The sequence below is a fragment of the Acidobacteriota bacterium genome, from assembly GCA_035471785.1.
In the GTDB taxonomy this organism is placed as follows: Bacteria; Acidobacteriota; UBA6911; order RPQK01; family DATIPO01; genus JANQFM01.
Genome location: DATIPQ010000103.1, coordinates 24,152 through 40,615 on the forward strand (window position 1 = coordinate 24,152; position 16,464 = coordinate 40,615).

Below are 16,464 nucleotides of genomic sequence, written 5' to 3' on the forward strand. Positions count from 1 at the left end.
GGCAGGCGGACTCCCCCAAATCTCCCCGACGGACGGGTACCGTGCCCAGAATCTGTAGCATATCCGACATGCTTGCACAAGGGGCAAGGCGGGAAAAAAAGCTGATCAGGCATGAACTTCAGCGACGTCTTTGTCACGCACGGGATACTCGCGCTCCACCATCAGGCCTTCCAGTTCGTCATTCCAAACCTTGGCGAACTTGAAGTTCTGGGCCAGGTCCTTGTGGATGTGAGCGGCGGCCTCGATCATGGTGGTGCCGCGCTTGAGCACAAAAGGGGCGCCTTCAGCTTCCCGATGTCCGGGGGCCTTGGTGTAGAGGCGCACCACGTCCAGGGTCTTGAACAGCCGCGACTTGAGCGCCATCAGATCGCCTTGCGAGAGAGCCGAGAAGGGTCGGGCCCGCAGATTCTCGCCGTAAAGCTCCTGCCAGGCCTCAAACTCGTCCTTGCCCCCGCTCAGATCGACCTTGTTGCCCAGGACGAGAAGCGGCGGCGAGGCCTTCTCGCCGATCTCGATGCCGCGCCGCTCGAACGACTCCAGTATGAACTCGCTCTGCTCGAGCAAAGCCGCATCGGTGACGTCGAAAAGCAGCAAGGCCGCATCGGCCCGCTCGATGAGGGCAAGTTGCCAGGGCTCGAGCGTTTCCTTCGCCAAAGGAGGCGTGTCCACCAATTGGATCTGGATGTCCTCGAAAGGCATCATGCCGGGCTGGGGAACGCGGGTGGTGAAAGGATAATCGGCCACTTCCACGTCAGCCGCCGTCAGGGACGCCACCAGTTGCGACTTGCCCGCGTTGGGCGGACCGCAGATGACTACTTGGCCGGCCCCTTCCTTGTCGACTTGGTGATGAGTCTTGGTAGAGGTGGCGGGTCCGCCCTTCGGTCCGCCCTTGCGCAGCTTGGCCAGGCGCGTCTTGATGTCGGCCTGCAGCTTTTCGGTCCCTTTGTGCTTGGGAATGACGCGCAGCATCTCTTCCAGGGCATGCAGCTTCTCCTCATGGCTGGCGGCCTTCTTGAAGCGCTCTTCGGCGTCGTGGTACTGGGGCGTCAGGTTGGCTGGCATCGCTTATATTATGCCAAGTTCCGTCAGCCGCGGTCTTGTCGCCGCAGCTCGCGGATTTCCTTCTCCAGCCGGCGGACGGTCTTGACCAACTCGGGAAAACGGTGCATGAGGACATAGTTCTTCTTCCACAAACGCGTGTCCATCTCGGGCGAGCCGGACACCATCGTCCCCGGCTCCACGTCCTTGCCGACACCGGACTGGGCCGTGACCACGGCGTCGTCTCCGATGGTCAGGTGGCCGGCCAGCCCGACCTGACCGGCCAGGCGGACGCGCCGGCCGACCTTGGTGCTGCCGGCCAGTCCCGCCTGAGCCGCCACGACGCTGTCGGAACCGACGGCGGATCCGTGGCCGATCTGCACCAAGTTGTCGATCTTGGCCCCCTTGCTGATGCGCGTTTCGCCGACGGTGGCGCGGTCGATGCAGGTGTTGGCGCCCACTTCCACGTCGTCCTCCAAGATGACCAGTCCCGATTGCACCATCTTGTGATACTCGCCACCCGAGTCGGGAGCAAAGCCGAAACCGTCGGCGCCGATGACGGCTCCGTTCTGCAGCACCACCCGGTCGCCGATGCGCACGTGCTCGCGCACCACGGCTCCCGAGTGGGCCTCGAAATCGCTGCCGATCTGCGCATAGGGATAGATGACGACGTTGGGATGAAGCACGGCTCCGCGGCCGATGCTGGCGCCCTCGCCGATGACCACGTTGGCGGCCAGGGCATGGTCTTCGCCCAGTCGGGCCGTCTCGGCCACCCAGGCCGTGGGGTGTATGCCGGGCACCACCTGGGGAGGCTGATAAAAGAACTCGATGGCCCGCGCGAAGGCCAGGTAAGGGTTGTCGGTGACCAGGCGGGGAATGTCGGTTTCGACTCCGGGCGCCGTCAGCACGGCCCCGGCCCGGGTCTCCTTGAGCTTGGCGCGGTACTTAGGATTGGAAAGAAAGGTGAGCTGATCGGGCCCCGCTTCCTCGATTCCGGCCACGCCCTCGATCTCGAGATCTTCAGGCCCCTTGAGTTCACAGCCCAGGCGGCGGGCAATTTCATCTAGTCTCATCAGGTGCCGATGATATCGTATCGCGGACCCATCGCTAAAGATGCGGCGACTAATAGGGATGGGCGTGGAGACGCATGAGCAGTCAATCTGAGAAGGATCCTCAGCCGGCGCGGGGCAACGGTCAGAGGGGCGAGGCGGCCCGCGCCGCCGGACTGGTTTCTTTGGCCGTCTTGTGCAGCCGCATCCTGGGGCTGGTGCGGGAGATGGTTTTCTCGCGCCTGCTGGGCGCCAGCTTGGCCATGGACGCCCTGCGGGTGGCCTTTCTCATCCCCAACCTGCTGCGCGACCTCTTTGCCGAAGGAGCCCTTTCATCGGCCTTCGTCCCCACCTTCACCGACTACCTGCGCAACAAGTCGAGGAGTGAGGCCTGGCACCTGGCGGGCCTGGTCATGAGTCTGCTGATGATGGTGCTGAGCGCCTTCGCCCTGCTGCTGCTGGCCTTTCCGCGTCAAGCCATGCTGCTGGCCGCGGCAGGTTTCGCCGATGATCCCGAAAAGGCCCGTCTGACGGCCTTCCTCCTGCAGATCCTGTCGCCTTTTCTGCTCTTCGTGGCGCTGGCTTCGGTGGCCATGGGCATCCTCAACGCCCTGGGACACTACTTTCTGCCGGCCCTGGCCCCTGCTTTCTTCAACCTGGCCGTGATCGTCTCGGGATTCACCCTGGCGCCCTATCTGGAGTCCCAGGGTTACAATCCCGCCGCCGGACTCGCCCTGGGAATGCTGGCGGGAGGCGTGCTTCAGTTCGCCGTACAGGTGCCCCTGATGCGCCGCAACGGATTCCGCTTCCGTCCGGGACTCGACCTCAATCACCCCGGCATCCGGCGAATCCTGCGGCTGATGGGGCCGGCGGTGGTGGGGATCAGCGCCGTGCAGGCCAATGTCCTCATCAGCATGCAGATGGCATCTTACCTGGAGCCCAGCGATGGAGTCGTGTCCTGGCTGGGCTACGCTTTCCGCATCATTTACCTGCCCATCGGAATGTTCGGGGTGGCCGTGGGAACCGTCAATTTGCGCAACGTTTCCCTGCTGGCCGCCGAGGGACGCCAGCAGGAGGTGCGGGCCAACGTCTGCCATTCCTTGAGGCTGGTGACCTTGCTGGCCCTGCCCTCCATGGCCGGAATGCTGCTGCTGGCAGAACCTCTGGTCAGACTGCTCTACGAGGGGGGCCGCTTCAGCGCCGAAAGCACCTACGCCACCGCCCTGGCCCTCATGGTCTACGCCGTGGCCCTTCCGGCCTACAGTTGCCAGAAGGTCTACGTCCCCACCTTCTACGCCCTCGACGACACCCGCACTCCGGTGCGCATCAGCATACTTTCGGTGGCGGTCAACGTCGTCTTCAGCCTGACCCTGGTATTCCTGGTGCTGCAGCCCGTGGCTCCGCGCAGCGCCTACCTGGGACTGGCTCTGGGGACGGGCGTTTCCATCAGCCTGCAGGTGGGATTGCTGGCGCGCGCGCTGCGCATCCGCCTGGGCAGCATGCGGGCCCAGTTAGCTCCGGCCCTGGCCCGAATGGCCGGCGCCACGGCGGTCATGACGATCGGCGTCTATCTGCTGCACTCCGCCCTCGGGGAGTGGCTCTCGGGCTCGCGCTGGAGCCAGGCCCTCCTGCTGGCGGCTTGCATCGCCGGGGGGGGCGCTCTCTACTTCGCCTGCTGCCTGGTGTTGGGTGTGGAAGAAGTCAAGGAACTGACCGCCGGGCTGCGCAACCGCCTCTCCGGCCGCGGCAGGGGAGCCAGCCGCCAGGAAGGAGACAAATGAGCAGGGGGGAGAAAGACGCTGAGCGGGCCTTCGACGGCTACATCCGCTATCTGCAGGTTGAGCGCGGACTCGCCTCCAACACCGTCAAGGCCTACCGCCGAGACGTGCAGCAGTTCTTCGACTTTCTGGCGCGGCAGGAGAAGGTCACGGCTCTGCGAGCCGAAAAGGCCCACCTGACGCGCTACCTGCGCGAACTGCACGGTCGGCTCGCCTCGGCATCCGTCCACCGCAAGATCGTCAGCCTCCGCTCCTTCTACCGTTTTCTGCTCAACGACGGATACCTCTCTTACGATCCCTCGGAAACCCTGGAAACGCCCCGCGTCTTCCGTTCCCTGCCCCAGTACCTGGAATTCGCCGAGGTGGAAGCCCTCTTGCAACAGCCCGACTTATCGACGCGCTACGGCCTGCGCGACCGCACCATGCTGGAAGTGCTCTACGCCACGGGGCTGAGGGTGAGCGAACTGGTCAAGCTGCGGCTGGACGCCGTCAACCGCGAGGAAGGCTACCTCATGACCATGGGCAAGGGATCCAAGGAACGTCTGGTCCCCTTCGGCGACGCCGCCCTGGGATGGCTGGAACGATACCTCGGGCAAGGCCGTCCGCAGTTCACCGGGAAAACCGGCCCCAGCCCCTACCTTTTCCTGACCCAGCAGGGCGGATGCATGAGCCGGCAGCTCTTCTGGAAGCTGGTGGTCCGCTACGGCAACCAGGCCGGCATCCGCAAGGCCAAACTCTCGCCCCATAAGCTGCGCCACAGTTTCGCCACCCACCTGCTGGAGAACGGAGCCGACATCAGGGCCGTTCAGGTGATGCTGGGACACGCCGACATCTCCACCACTCAGATCTACACCCACGTGGCCCGCGAACGCCTCAAGAAGATCTACGACAAGAGCCATCCGCGAGCCCGGGCTTCGCACCTACCGGACTCCAAAAACCAACTCCCGGAATGAGAGTGGGTCTGCCTGCCGCACCCCGTCGGCGTTGGCCCAAGAATCAGCTCGTTATTCCTGCTCGGCGCCGACCCGTCGGGCGGCTTCGCGCTGCAGGCGGTTGAGGGTTCGCCGGGCGTGGCGGATCTTGAGGCGCAGGGCGCGGTCATAACTGAGGCGGTCATAGGTGCGGCGCAGGGCGTGGCTGAGCGAAGAAACGTCGCGGCGCATCAGCCGGCTCAATTCCACCAGCGAGAGGTGGGGCGTTTCCTTGACGAGCACGGTAGCCACCGCCCGCGCTTCGGCCAGTTCGCGGCGGCGGGAAGGCGAGGCCAACTGCTGACGGTCGATGGCATAGGTTTCACAGACCGCCTGTTCCACGTCCTGCAGGGAGACCTGGGGCACCTGGCGGGCGCGGGCCCGCTCAACCCACTTCTCGATGAACTCGTCGTCGACCTCCTCCACCCACTCCGTAATCTCGCCCGGCCACACCTGCTGGATGTCGGTGCCCAGAACCTGCAGGATGCGGAAGAGATTTTCGAGGCTCATGCGGTAGCGGCCCGTTTCCAGACAGGAATACGACCCCAAGGGGATTCCGGTGCGGCGGGCCATGTCCTGCACGCGAATTCCCTTCTCGATGCGGATCCTGCGCACCGTCGAGGAGACGAATTCGTTGACCGGATCGGTCTTGCTGCCCAATGCGAGGCTTCCTTCCAGGTTTCCCCAGGTCGCCAGCCGCCGTTCGCGGAAGAGCCCAGGGGTATGCATGCGGGTCCAAACCTTGACTGTGCAGGCACCTTGAAAATCAGAGCCCGCGGTTGCGTCAAACGTTGAAGCGGTAATCATGGTAGCAAATCGATATTGTAAATACCAAGGTGCTTTTGTTAAAACTATCCCTTCGTGGTGGCACTGCTCAGCCCAACTCCACTATCGGTTTCAGAACGGTTTGACGGGAGTATCCGCGGTGGCCAAGCCATCAATCTCTGTTCCCGCCAGTAAAGACATTGTTTACAGAGACTTAGCTCCAGCGGATGAAAGCGCACGGCGATTTCCGACTGGCAAGCCCGAAGCGCCGGACTCCTCTACCTCTAACGTTCCCGCACCCGCCATGGACGAGATAAAAAGACCATTTTTGCGAGAATTCCTGGATTCAGAGCCGATTGATTGCTAGCCGTTATGTGCTAATCAAGAAAACGTGTCAGTAAAGGACTGAAGCGGTTGCGGAGGGATAGACCTCGAGGGCCCTGAGGACGCCCACAGATCGCTTGGCGCCCTTTGCCGGGGGCATGGGGTCCTGCTCTTAGCGGCGAGGTGAAGATCTGCGCAACGAGAGGCGCAGGCGGGAATAGAGACGGGCCAAGCCGCCCACCAGGAAGGGCAGGCCCAAAATCAGCAGGTGGGTTAGGGAAAGCGTCATCTGCTCATGATGGAGAAGAGGCGGCATTTCAGACTGGCTCCTCGATCGGACGGATTGTACGGGGACGGCCCGCTTTGCCGACTTTAGCAGATCGGAGGCTCAGATTTCCAGCATCATGCGTTCGGGATCTTCCACGCACTGGCAAATGCGTTTCAGGAAGGTGACGGCTTCTCGTCCGTCGATGACCCGGTGGTCGTAGCTGAGGGCCAGGTACATCATGGGACGCACTTCCACCGAATCTCCCACCGCCACCGGGCGCCTTTGTATGGAATGCATGCCCAGCACGCCGCTTTGGGGGGGATTGAGTATGGGAGTGGAGAGGAGCGAACCGAACACGCCTCCGTTGGAGATGGTGAACACCCCTCCGCTGAGTTCGTCCAGCGAGATTTTCTTCTCGCGCACCTTGCGGGCCAGCTCGGCGATCTCGCTTTCCACCTCGGCGAAGCTGAGGCGGTCGGCCTGGCGCAGCACGGGCACTACCAGTCCGCGTTCCGAACTGACGGCGATCCCGATGTCATAGTAGTGGTTCTCGACGATCTCCTCTCCCTCGATCTGCCGATTGACCTCGGGAACGGTCTTGAGCGCGTCCACGACCGCCTTGACGAAGAAGGACATGAAACCCAGTTTGATGCCGTACTTCTCTTCAAAATCCTTCTTGTGACGATCTCTCCAGGCCATCAGGTTGGTCAGGTCGGCTTCGTTGAAGGTGGTGAGAATGGCTGCCGTGTGCTGGGCCTGAACCAGGCGCTCAGCGATGCGCTTGCGCAGCGAACTCATCTTGCTGCGCGTTTGGCGGCCGGTCTCCCCCGGCTCTCGACGCTCGGGCGTCGGGGACGGCGCCGGGCGGTCCTGCTGCCGGGGCGCGGCCTGAGACGGCTGGGCGCCGCTGCGCAGGAGATTGAGATGGCGAATAACGTCGCCCTTGCTGAGGCGCCGCCCGCTGCTTTCGATGTCGTCGGGGTCGATCTGGTGCTCGCGGATCATGCGGCGCACGGAGGGTGGCACGAAGAGCTGCTTGGAGGCGGCCGACGCCTCATCCTGCGCCTGCACCGGCTTGGGACCGGGACGCTCTTGCGGACCGGCGGCGGAATCCTCCTTTTCGTCGGCTTCCCGGCGCTCTTCCTGAGCCTCCTCTTCCCGGGCCTCCTCTTCTCGGGCCTCCTCTTCCCGGGCCTCCTCTTCCCGGGCCTCCTCTTTCTGGCCTTTGGATTTGCCCTGGCCGGCTTGCTGCTTTTCTTGAGCGGCCTTTTCCTCCTCCTCTTCCTCGGGGGCGGCCTCCTGGCTCTCCCCTGTTTCGGCCTCCTCGCTTTTCTGGGCCGATTCGTCGATCTTGGCCACCACCTGGCCCACTTCGACGTCTTCCTCTGCGCTTACCATGAGTTCGATGCGGCCCGCCTGCTCGGCGTTGATGGTGACGGTCACCTTGTCGGTTTCCAGTTCGAAGAGTTCGTCATCGACTTCTACGAAGTCGCCGTCCTCGACCAGCCAGGCGGCCAGGATGCCTTCGCTGATCGACTCGCCGACTTCGGGAACCTTGACTTCAATCATGGGGGACTATCCTTTCCAATCTGAGCCGGCGACTCGCCCATGCGGTGAGAGGCTGCGGCGGCAGGGCACATCAGGCCCAATCACCGCCTTTGACGGCTTCAGGACGTTCATCTTCAGCTTGAAAGACGGCTTCAACCAGTTCCTGCTGCTCCCTTGCGTGCACGGAATGGTACCCGGTGGCCGGGCTGGAGCTGGGATCTCGTCCAACGTAATTGAGGGGCAAATCGGGAAACAAGCGGCGCAACCGGGGGTGCATGAACATCCAGCCGCCGCGGTTGGCCGATTCTTCCTGAGCCCAAACCACTTCCTCGATGTGGGAGTAGCGTTGCACAACGCTGCGCAACTGCTCCAGCGGGTAGGGGTAGAATTGTTCCACCCTGATCAGGGCCGCCGAGGCCTCTTCCTTCTCCTGGCGGCGCTGCAGCAGATCATAGTAGACCTTGCCGCTGCACAGCACCAGCCGCTTGGCCTGGCGGGGCTGCTCGGGATCGTCCAGAACTTCTTGAAAGCGTCCCTGGCTGAAGTCCTCCAGGGGAGAGACGCAGAGCTTGTGACGCAGCAGGCTCTTGGGCGCCATGATGATGAGGGGACGCCGGAAAGGCCGCTTGAGCTGCCGGCGCAGGACGTGGAAATAGTTGGCCGGGGTGGTCAGATTGCAGACCTGGATGTTGTCTTCGGCGCAGGCTGCCAGGTAGCGTTCCAAATAAGCACTGGAGTGCTCCGGTCCCTGTCCCTCGTAGCCGTGGGGCAGCAACATGACCAGTCCGGCGGTCCGCTTCCACTTCGACTGGGAAGAGACGATGAACTGGTCGATGATGACTTGGGCTCCGTTGGCGAAGTCGCCGAACTGAGCTTCCCAAAGCACCAGCATGTAGGGCTCGGAGTAAGCGTATCCGAAGTCGAAGCCCAACACCGCGGCCTCGGAGAGCATGCTGTTGTAGACACAGAAGCGCTCCTGCCCGGCCTCGATGTGCTCCAGCGGGATGTAGGATTCCTGGGTCTTGGTGTCCTGCCACACCGAGTGACGTTGAGAAAAGGTGCCTCGCGCCGAGTCCTGTCCGGAAAGGCGCACCGGAAGCCCCTCGATCAGGAGCGAACCGAAGGCCAGCAACTCGGCGAAGGGCCAGTCGATGTCGCCTTTCTCCTCCACCGCTTCCATGCGCTTGGGCAGGGCCCTCTTGATCTTGGGATTGAGGGCGAAGCCTTGGGGGACGGTGGTGAGGGCCCGGGCCACCTTGACCAGGTCGTCGTGGCCGACCTTGGTTTCCACCGGCTCATGGGAGTAGGGCTGGTCGAGACCTTCCCACAATTCCCCGAAAGCCTGGGGCACCAGTTCGGGCTGGTCCTGCTTGAGCGTCTCCAACTCTTGCTGAAGGCGCTGATCGAATTCTTTCCTCTGCTCCTCCGCCTCCTCCTCGCTCAGCTCACAGCAATCGACCAGGTGGTCGATGTAGATTTCGCGCACCGGCGGGCGGTTCTCGATCTTCTTATAGAGCTGTGGTTGAGTGAAGCGCGGTTCGTCCCCCTCGTTGTGGCCGTGGCGCCGGTAGCAGACCAGGTCGATGACGACGTCCTTGGCGAACTGCTGGCGGAAGCGCAGGGCCAGTTCGGTGACGTAGACCACGGCCTCGGGGTCATCGCCGTTGACGTGGAAGATGGGCGCTCCCACCATTTTGGCGACGTCGGTGGGGTAAAGGGTGGAGCGGGCGTCTTCCGGGGAGGTGGTAAAACCGATCTGGTTGTTGACCACGATGTGGACGGATCCGCCGGTGCGGTAGCCGGGCAGTTCCGAGAGGTTGAAAGCCTCGGCCACCAATCCCTGTCCCGAGAAAGCGGCATCGCCGTGGAGCAAGAGGGGGACCACCTTGCGGCGTTCCTTGATGTCGTCGTGGCGCCGCTGCTTGGCCCGGGTGCGTCCCAGCACCACCGGATCGACGGCTTCCAGATGGGAGGGATTAGCCGTCAGGCTGACCTTGATCTCGGCGCCCGACTCGGACTTGTGCTGACTGGAGTAACCGCGATGGTACTTGACGTCGCCGTCGCCGTCGACGGCCGCCGGATCGACGTCTTCAAACTCGTAGAAGATCTCGGCGTAAGGCTTGTTGAGAATGTTGGCCAGGACGTTGAGGCGTCCGCGATGAGCCATGCCCACCACCACTTCCTGCACCCCGGCCTGAGCCGCCGCCTCGATAAAGAAGTGCATGGAGGGGATCAGGCTCTCGCCGCCTTCCAGAGAGAAGCGCTTTTGACCCGGATAGCGGCGGTGCAAGAAGTTCTCGAAGACCTCGGCGTCGGTCAACTGGCGGAGTATCTGCAAGCGCTTGGCGCGGTCGAAGGAGGGCTGGTTGCGGACCGGCTCCATCTGCTCTTCCAGCCAGTCATGCATCTCGCGGTCGTTGCCGTGCAGATACTCGACTCCCACGCTGCCGCAATAGGTCTGGCGCAGGATCTCGATGGTCTCTTTGAGGGGAGCGCGGCTGGGGGGGCCCTTAAGTCCAGTTTCAAACTCCTCCTCGAGTTCCTCCTGGGAAAGCCCGAATCGAGCGGGCTCCAGGTGGGAATGGGCCCGCGTGGGCAGATCGCCCAGCGGATCGACGCGGGCAGCCAGATGTCCCTGGGCGCGGTAGGCCTCCACCAGGCGGTCGACGCGATTCTGTCCCCGCTCGGCGCGGGGATCGGCGTCGCCCAGACCCATCTCGAATCCGCGGAAGAAGTGTCCCCAATCAGCCGAAACCGACTCGGGGTCCTCTTTCCAGCGGCGATACAGCTCTTCGATGAAGTCCGCACTAGCTGATAGGGGCGCGGACGCCTTGCGCATGACAGCTGACTCGGACGTGGACACTTTACTAGCGCTCTCCTTCCGTCAAGGCCTCCATTATAGACGAGCAGGAGGTATGGCGGGTTTCGAGGGCACAAAAGGGAAGCGTCCAAGCGCTGCCGGGGGACCAGGGGGGAGCCCCGGAGGAGCGACGGACCAGCGGCCCCGAGAAGCCGCCTTGGTCCGCCGTCAGCTCTCAGTCCTCGCTGCCCATGATGTAGTGAAGTTCTTCGCGGGCGTCGTTGATTTTCTGTTCCAGCTCGGGATCTTCATCGGCCATCTCCATCATGCGGGTGGCGCGGCGGCTCAAGGAGGAGATGTGAACGCCCAGCTTATGGGAAAGGCTGGTCAGGGAAAGCTGCGGCAGTTCCCTCACCAGGCAAGCGCACAAGGCTTGGGCTTCAAAGGCCTGCTTGGCCTTGATCTCGGGCCCCCGCCGGATCTCCTTGATGCCGCACACACGGCAGACGGCTTCCACCACGTCGTCGAGGGAAACCACGGGAGGCTTGCTCTGCATGGCCTCGTCCACGATCTTCTGCATATCGTTTTCGCTGATGACGTCAACGTCGGGTACATCTCCCTGCGGCCACACGTCGGTGATGTCGCAGTCCAGCGCTTGCAGGATGCGGAACAGATTATCAAGGTTGATCTTGTATCGACCGCCTTCCAGGCAGGAATAGGAACTGGCGGGAATACCGGCATGCTTGGCGATATCCTGGACTTTGATTTCCTTGGCGATGCGGATCTGCCGGATGCAGTCTCCCACGTAATTGTTGATGACGCTGGTCGATTTGCCGGATCTTCTCATTGTCTACCCCCAGTGGTTTCGGTTCTCTGGAAAGAACTGCTTCACCTTGCAATCCTCCGATTTCGCAAATTCTTCCAGGCTTTTCAGGCCCTTAGCGGACAGTGAAGCGCTCTGCCAGGCTTTCCGGTTTCCTCATTGGATATCACAATCGGGAAAAAAGCAAGAGGTAGAAGAAAAAAAAAGATCTTTTTCCTTCACCCCTGTGCAACCATCTTGCTTTCCTCTGTTGGAGGGACCGGACTCACGCATGGCACAGACATTATGGCAAAAAAACGCCACGCCTGTTTGTAAGACAACAAATCCGGTGGCTCAGTGAAGCTTGCTCCGTCCCCCGCCAACCATGCTGGCATGCAAGAACATTCGCTGTTCAATTGATACCCGCCAGCTTAAAGTTTTGCAATTCTATACTGCCCAGTTGCTTGTTTGCAAATTTTCTTCTCTTTTCCTATCGCCTTGCGGTCCGCATCCCGGCTTCGAGAGAGGGAGGAGCTGGCGGAGAGACCAGGGCGAGGAAGGCCGCGGATCGCCTCATCTTGGCTTGAAAACTCCCTTTTCGGCGAGCGCGGTCGGAGGTCTTCTGGTATCCTGCCGTTGCGCTTTGTTGGAGAACTCCGACGCTCGAGGAAGGGCGATTGGTGAAAAACCGCTTCTGGGACGAAACGGTTAATGAATCAATGCATTTCTTCGTCCCTAGCTGATGAGGAAATGTAGGGGATCAGTCCACCACCCTTAGAGGGCGGCGGCACTAATCGGAGGCCCACGCATATGAGCAACGAATCGACGATCAAAGAGCCTCAATCGGAGGGCCGGGGCGAACCTCCCGGCGGACGGCAGAGGCGCAAACTTGATCAGCAGGGGTCGACCGGCATCAGCGCCGTCTACCCCATTGCGCGCGGCAATCTCCCCGAGACCGAGCTGACCCAGGGAGACTACGTGGTGCGCTTCGCCCGCTCACCTCAGGAATTGGAACAGATCCTCCGTTTGCGCTTCGAGGTCTTCAATCTGGAATTGGGCGAGGGGCTGGACGAGTCTTATTTGAGCGGACGCGACGAAGACCCCTTCGACGCGGTTTGTCATCATGCCGTGGTCCTCAGCCGTCAGGAGCAGCGCCCTGTTGGAACCATCCGCCTGCAGACCTCGGAAATGGCCCGCAACAATTTGGGATTCTATTCGGAAACCGAGTTCGACCTGCGGCCCCTTCCAGAGGAGATCCTGCACAATTCCATGGAGATCGGGCGTGCCTGCGTGCTGCGTTCGCACCGCAACAAGCGGGTCCTCTTTCTTCTTTGGAAGGCGCTGGCCCTATATCTTTCCTTCAACCGTCAGAGAAGACTCTTCGGATGTTGCTCGCTGAACTCTCAGGATCCCCAGGTGGGGCACCTGGCCTTGCGTTACTTCCGCAGAGAGGGGCACATTCATCCGAGCTTTCAGGTGAAGCCCAAAGAGGGCTTCGAGTGTCCGCCGTGCGAGGATGTCGAGCCCGTTGAGCAGTTGGAGATCCCGACTCTTTTCCGGACCTACCTGCGCTACAACGCCAAGGTTTGCAGCGGACCGGCCGTCGACGCCGCCTTCAAGACCATCGATTTCTTCGTGCTGCTGGACATCGCCGATCTGAATCGCGAGAAGTATCGGCTCTTCTTTCAGTGATGAAAGCAGACTCCCGCCCATCCGAGGACAGCTTCGGCTGGCCGGCCCATCTGCCGGCCGTCATCAGAGCTCCTTTGAGGCTGGGAGCGCTGATACCTTGGACCGTCTTGGTCTATCTCTTTTTCCTGGCCGGCAAGGCGCCGGCCCGCCTGGCTCACCAGGGACGCAGGCGCTGGCGTTACTTCGCCTTCCGTCATTGGTCGCGGGGAATGCAATCCATCTTCGGCATGCGGGTCCACCTCAGCGGCCGTCCGCCGCAACCGCCTTTCGTGCTGGTCAGCAATCACCTCAGTTACGTCGACATTCTCCTCTTGGCGGGTCATTTGGACTGCGTCTTCGTGGCCAAAGCCGACATCGACCGCTGGCCTTTCATCAACTGGCTGTGCCGTTCCGTGGACACCCTCTTCGTGGACCGCACCCTGCGCAAAGACGTGGTGCGGGTCAATCGCCTGGTGTCCGACCGGCTCCAGGAGGCGACAGGAATCATTTTCTTTCCCGAGGCCACCTCTACCGACGGCAGCCGGGTGCGGCCTTTCAAGCCTTCACTGCTGCAAGCGGCCGTGGACGCCGGAGTTCCGGTGCATTATTGCGCCCTCAGCTATCGAACGCCTGAGGACTCCCCGCCGGCTTCGCTGGTGGTGTGCTGGTGGGGCCCGATGCCCCTGCCCAGCCACCTGATGCGCATGCTCTCGCTGCCGGGATTCGACGCTTATCTCGACTTCGCTCCCCAGCCTCTGAGCGGAAGCGACCGCAAGGACATGGCGCGGCGCCTGCAGCAGGGCGTCAGCGAGTTGTTCCGTCCCGTGCGCCAGCCGGGCAACCCGGAGGGCGAAACCGCTTGAGTCCTTCTCCTGCACGCGCCCGCCGCCCCTGGTTGCGCTACCTGCTGGCGACCTACCTGCTGCTGCTGGCGCTCTCCCATCTCTACCGCTGGTGGACGCCTCCCCCGCCGCCTTACCAGTGGCCCGATGCGCGGAGCATCGAACTCCAGGCCAACCAGGACCGGCCGCAGGTCACCATCAGCTATTTCGACCGGGGCCCGCTCACTGGGCAGGACCCGGACGGCTCGCCGGCCCCGGTGGTGGTGCTGGTTCACGGCTCGCCCGGTGACAAGGCCAACTTCCGCAGTGTCATTCCGGCTCTAGCGGCGGACATGCGGGTGTTGACCCCCGACCTTCCGGGATTCGGAGCCTCCACCCGCAACGTGCCCGACTACGGAGTGGAGGCACACGCCGGCTACCTGCTCGACTGGCTGGAGGCGCTGGGCGTGGAGAAGGCCCACTGGGTGGGTTACAGCATGGGAGGAGGCGTGGTGCTTCAAGCCCAGCGGCTGGCTCCCGAGCGGGTGGAGAGCCTGGTCTTGCTGTCGGCCATTGGCGTACAGGAAATCGAACTGCTGGGCAATTACCATTTCAACCATCTCGTGCACGGAATCCAACTGGCGCTGTTGTGGGGACTGCGCGAAGGCTTCCCCCACTTCGGGGCCCTAGACAACGCTTTCTTGAGCGTCGAGTATGCACGCAATTTCTACGACACCGACCAGCGTCCTCTGCGCCAGATCTTGCGCGACTACCGCAAGCCCATGCTCATCATCCACGCCCAAGAGGATCCCCTGGTACCCATCGGGGCGGCCCGCGAGCACCATCGCCTGGTCCCTCAGAGCATCCTCGAGATCCGCCGCGACAGCCATTTCGGCGTCTTCCTGGACGGTCCCGGCATAGCCGCCCAAATCGGGGCCTTCGTCGAGCAGGTTGAAGCGGGAACGGCCCCCGACCGTGCCCACGCCGACCCTGCCAGGATCGAGGCCTCCCGACGTCCCTTCCGGCCCCGGGACGTCCCCAAGGCCCAAGGACTTACCCTGGTGGTCTTCTGGCTTCTCATCGTGGTGGCCACCTTCGTCAGCGAAGATCTTACCTGCATCCTGGCAGGACTGGTGATCGCCGTCGGCCGCATCGATTTCCTGACCGGCGTCAGCGCCTGCTTCACGGGAATCGTGATCGGCGACGCGGGACTTTTCTGGATGGGCCGGCTGCTGGGACGCCCGGCCCTGCAGCGAGCCCCCCTGAAGTGGCTGCTGCGCGACCAGGACATCGACCGCAGTTCCCGCTGGCTGGCCACCAACGGGCCCATGGTCATCGCCGCCAGCCGTTTCATTCCCGGCAGCCGCCTGCCCACCTACTTCGCCGCCGGCATGCTCAACACCAGCTTTGCCGTCTTCCTTTTTTTCTTCGTCCTCATGGCCGTGATCTGGACGCCCGGTCTGGTGGGGCTCTCCATGCTGCTGGGCCAGGACGCGCTCCTCTACCTGGACTATTTTCACGATTACGCCTGGCTGGCCTTGGCCGCGCTGGTGGCGGCCATCTTCTTTTCGGCCCGCGTGCTTTTGCCCCTCGCCAACAAGCGGGGACGCAGGCTGCTGGCCGGAAGCGTCCGGCGCAAGCTGCGTTGGGAATTCTGGCCTCCGTGGGCCTTCTACCCTCCCGTGGTGGCCGCTATCGCCGTGATGATGCTGCGCTACCGCTCCATCACCGTCTTCACTGCCGCCAACCCCGCCATCCCCCAGGGCGGATTCACCGAGGAACCCAAGTCGCCCCTGCTGGAAAAGCTGCCCGCGGACCACGCCCTGCCCGCCCGCCTGCTGCCCAGAGAGCCGGACCAGGCCCGAGAGGCATTGCAGGCCTTGATGCAAGAGGAGGGATTGGACTTTCCGGTCATCCTCAAGCCCGAGCGGGGGGAAAGAGGGTTTCAGGTCAGTCTGGCCACGGACCGCGAGCAAGCCCTCGAGATCCTGCACAAGGCCGAGCGGCAAATGATGGCGCAGGCTTTTGCTTCGGGCCCCGAGTTCGGGGTCTTCTATGTGCGCCGGCCCGGAGAAGAAAAAGGACGCATCACCTCCATCACCCGCAAGATACTGCCCAAGGTGAAGGGAGACGGACGGCGCACCATCGAGGAACTGATACTGGATGACAAAAGGGCCGTCTGCATGGCTTCTCACTACTTCCGAAACCTGCGGGGACGTTTGTGGGAGATCCCTGAAAAAGGGCAGGAAGTGCAGCTCACCCACGTCGGCACCCATTCCCGCGGCGCCATCTTCGAGAACGGGAGCGAGTTGATCAGTGCCCAACTGGGCCAAGCCATGGACCGCATCTCGCGCCGTCTCGAGGGCTTCTTCTACGGGCGCCTGGACGTACGCTCCCCCAGCGACCAGGCGCTAGGCCAAGGACGCTTCAAGGTGCTGGAGGTCAACGGAGTGACGTCCGAACCCACCCATATCTACTCAGGCGGACTGATAAATGCCTACCGGCAACTGATCCGCCACTGGAACTGGGCCTTCCAGATCGGCCGGGAAAACGTGCGATTGAAGCAAGCCCGTCCCGCGCCGCTGGGCGAAATGGTCAGGCTCATCCTGCGCAGGCTGCGCCGCTGACC

General features: G+C 62.7%; 12 protein-coding genes. 5 read left to right on the top strand and 7 right to left on the bottom strand.

Annotated elements, in window-relative coordinates:
- Positions 1-105: 105 nt before the first annotated feature.
- Positions 106-1,062, bottom strand: a complete 957-nt coding sequence (locus VLU25_15215; protein ID HSR69285.1) for a GTPase — start codon at positions 1,060-1,062, stop codon at positions 106-108.
- 23 nt (positions 1,063-1,085) lie between these two features.
- On the bottom strand, positions 1,086-2,111 hold the full coding sequence (lpxD, locus tag VLU25_15220; GenBank protein ID HSR69286.1) for a UDP-3-O-(3-hydroxymyristoyl)glucosamine N-acyltransferase: 1,026 nt from the start codon (positions 2,109-2,111) through the stop codon (positions 1,086-1,088).
- 74 nt (positions 2,112-2,185) lie between these two features.
- On the opposite strand from lpxD, the gene murJ reads away from it, so the two are divergent.
- Complete coding sequence (gene murJ, locus VLU25_15225; protein HSR69287.1) at positions 2,186-3,868, top strand: murein biosynthesis integral membrane protein MurJ; 1,683 nt, start codon at positions 2,186-2,188, stop codon at positions 3,866-3,868.
- Positions 3,865-4,818 (top strand): site-specific tyrosine recombinase XerD, encoded by a 954-nt coding sequence (xerD, locus tag VLU25_15230; protein ID HSR69288.1) that lies wholly within the window; start codon positions 3,865-3,867, stop codon positions 4,816-4,818. Before murJ ends, xerD begins: the two co-directional genes overlap by 4 nt.
- Positions 4,819-4,869: 51 nt before the next feature.
- Here xerD and VLU25_15235 read toward each other — a convergent pair whose 3' ends face one another.
- The 5 genes from VLU25_15235 to VLU25_15255 all read right to left on the bottom strand — a co-directional run bounded on the left by VLU25_15235 (position 4,870) and on the right by VLU25_15255 (position 11,388).
- On the bottom strand, positions 4,870-5,565 hold the full coding sequence (locus VLU25_15235) for a helix-turn-helix domain-containing protein (protein ID HSR69289.1): 696 nt from the start codon (positions 5,563-5,565) through the stop codon (positions 4,870-4,872).
- Positions 5,566-6,097: 532 nt separating this feature from the next.
- On the bottom strand, positions 6,098-6,241 hold the full coding sequence (locus VLU25_15240; protein ID HSR69290.1) for a hypothetical protein: 144 nt from the start codon (positions 6,239-6,241) through the stop codon (positions 6,098-6,100).
- 72 nt (positions 6,242-6,313) lie between these two features.
- A complete protein-coding gene (sucB, locus tag VLU25_15245; protein HSR69291.1) occupies positions 6,314-7,762 on the bottom strand; it encodes a dihydrolipoyllysine-residue succinyltransferase in 1,449 nt (482 codons plus the stop codon).
- A gap of 70 nt (positions 7,763-7,832) precedes the next feature.
- A complete protein-coding gene (locus VLU25_15250) occupies positions 7,833-10,580 on the bottom strand; it encodes a 2-oxoglutarate dehydrogenase E1 component (GenBank protein ID HSR69292.1) in 2,748 nt (915 codons plus the stop codon).
- Positions 10,581-10,776: 196 nt separating this feature from the next.
- Positions 10,777-11,388, bottom strand: a complete 612-nt coding sequence (locus tag VLU25_15255) for a helix-turn-helix transcriptional regulator (GenBank protein ID HSR69293.1) — start codon at positions 11,386-11,388, stop codon at positions 10,777-10,779.
- A gap of 765 nt (positions 11,389-12,153) precedes the next feature.
- Here VLU25_15255 and VLU25_15260 point away from each other — a divergent pair.
- From VLU25_15260 to VLU25_15270, 3 genes are read left to right on the top strand one after another with little or no spacing between them, the layout of a single operon-like run.
- Entirely contained in the window at positions 12,154-13,035 is an 882-nt protein-coding gene (locus VLU25_15260) for a GNAT family N-acyltransferase (protein HSR69294.1), read from the top strand.
- Entirely contained in the window at positions 13,035-13,877 is an 843-nt protein-coding gene (locus tag VLU25_15265; protein ID HSR69295.1) for a lysophospholipid acyltransferase family protein, read from the top strand. The genes VLU25_15260 and VLU25_15265 overlap by 1 nt, the downstream gene beginning before the upstream one ends.
- Positions 13,874-16,462, top strand: coding sequence for an alpha/beta fold hydrolase (locus VLU25_15270; GenBank protein ID HSR69296.1), 2,589 nt, complete (start codon positions 13,874-13,876; stop codon positions 16,460-16,462). The genes VLU25_15265 and VLU25_15270 overlap by 4 nt, the downstream gene beginning before the upstream one ends.
- Positions 16,463-16,464: the final 2 nt, after the last annotated feature.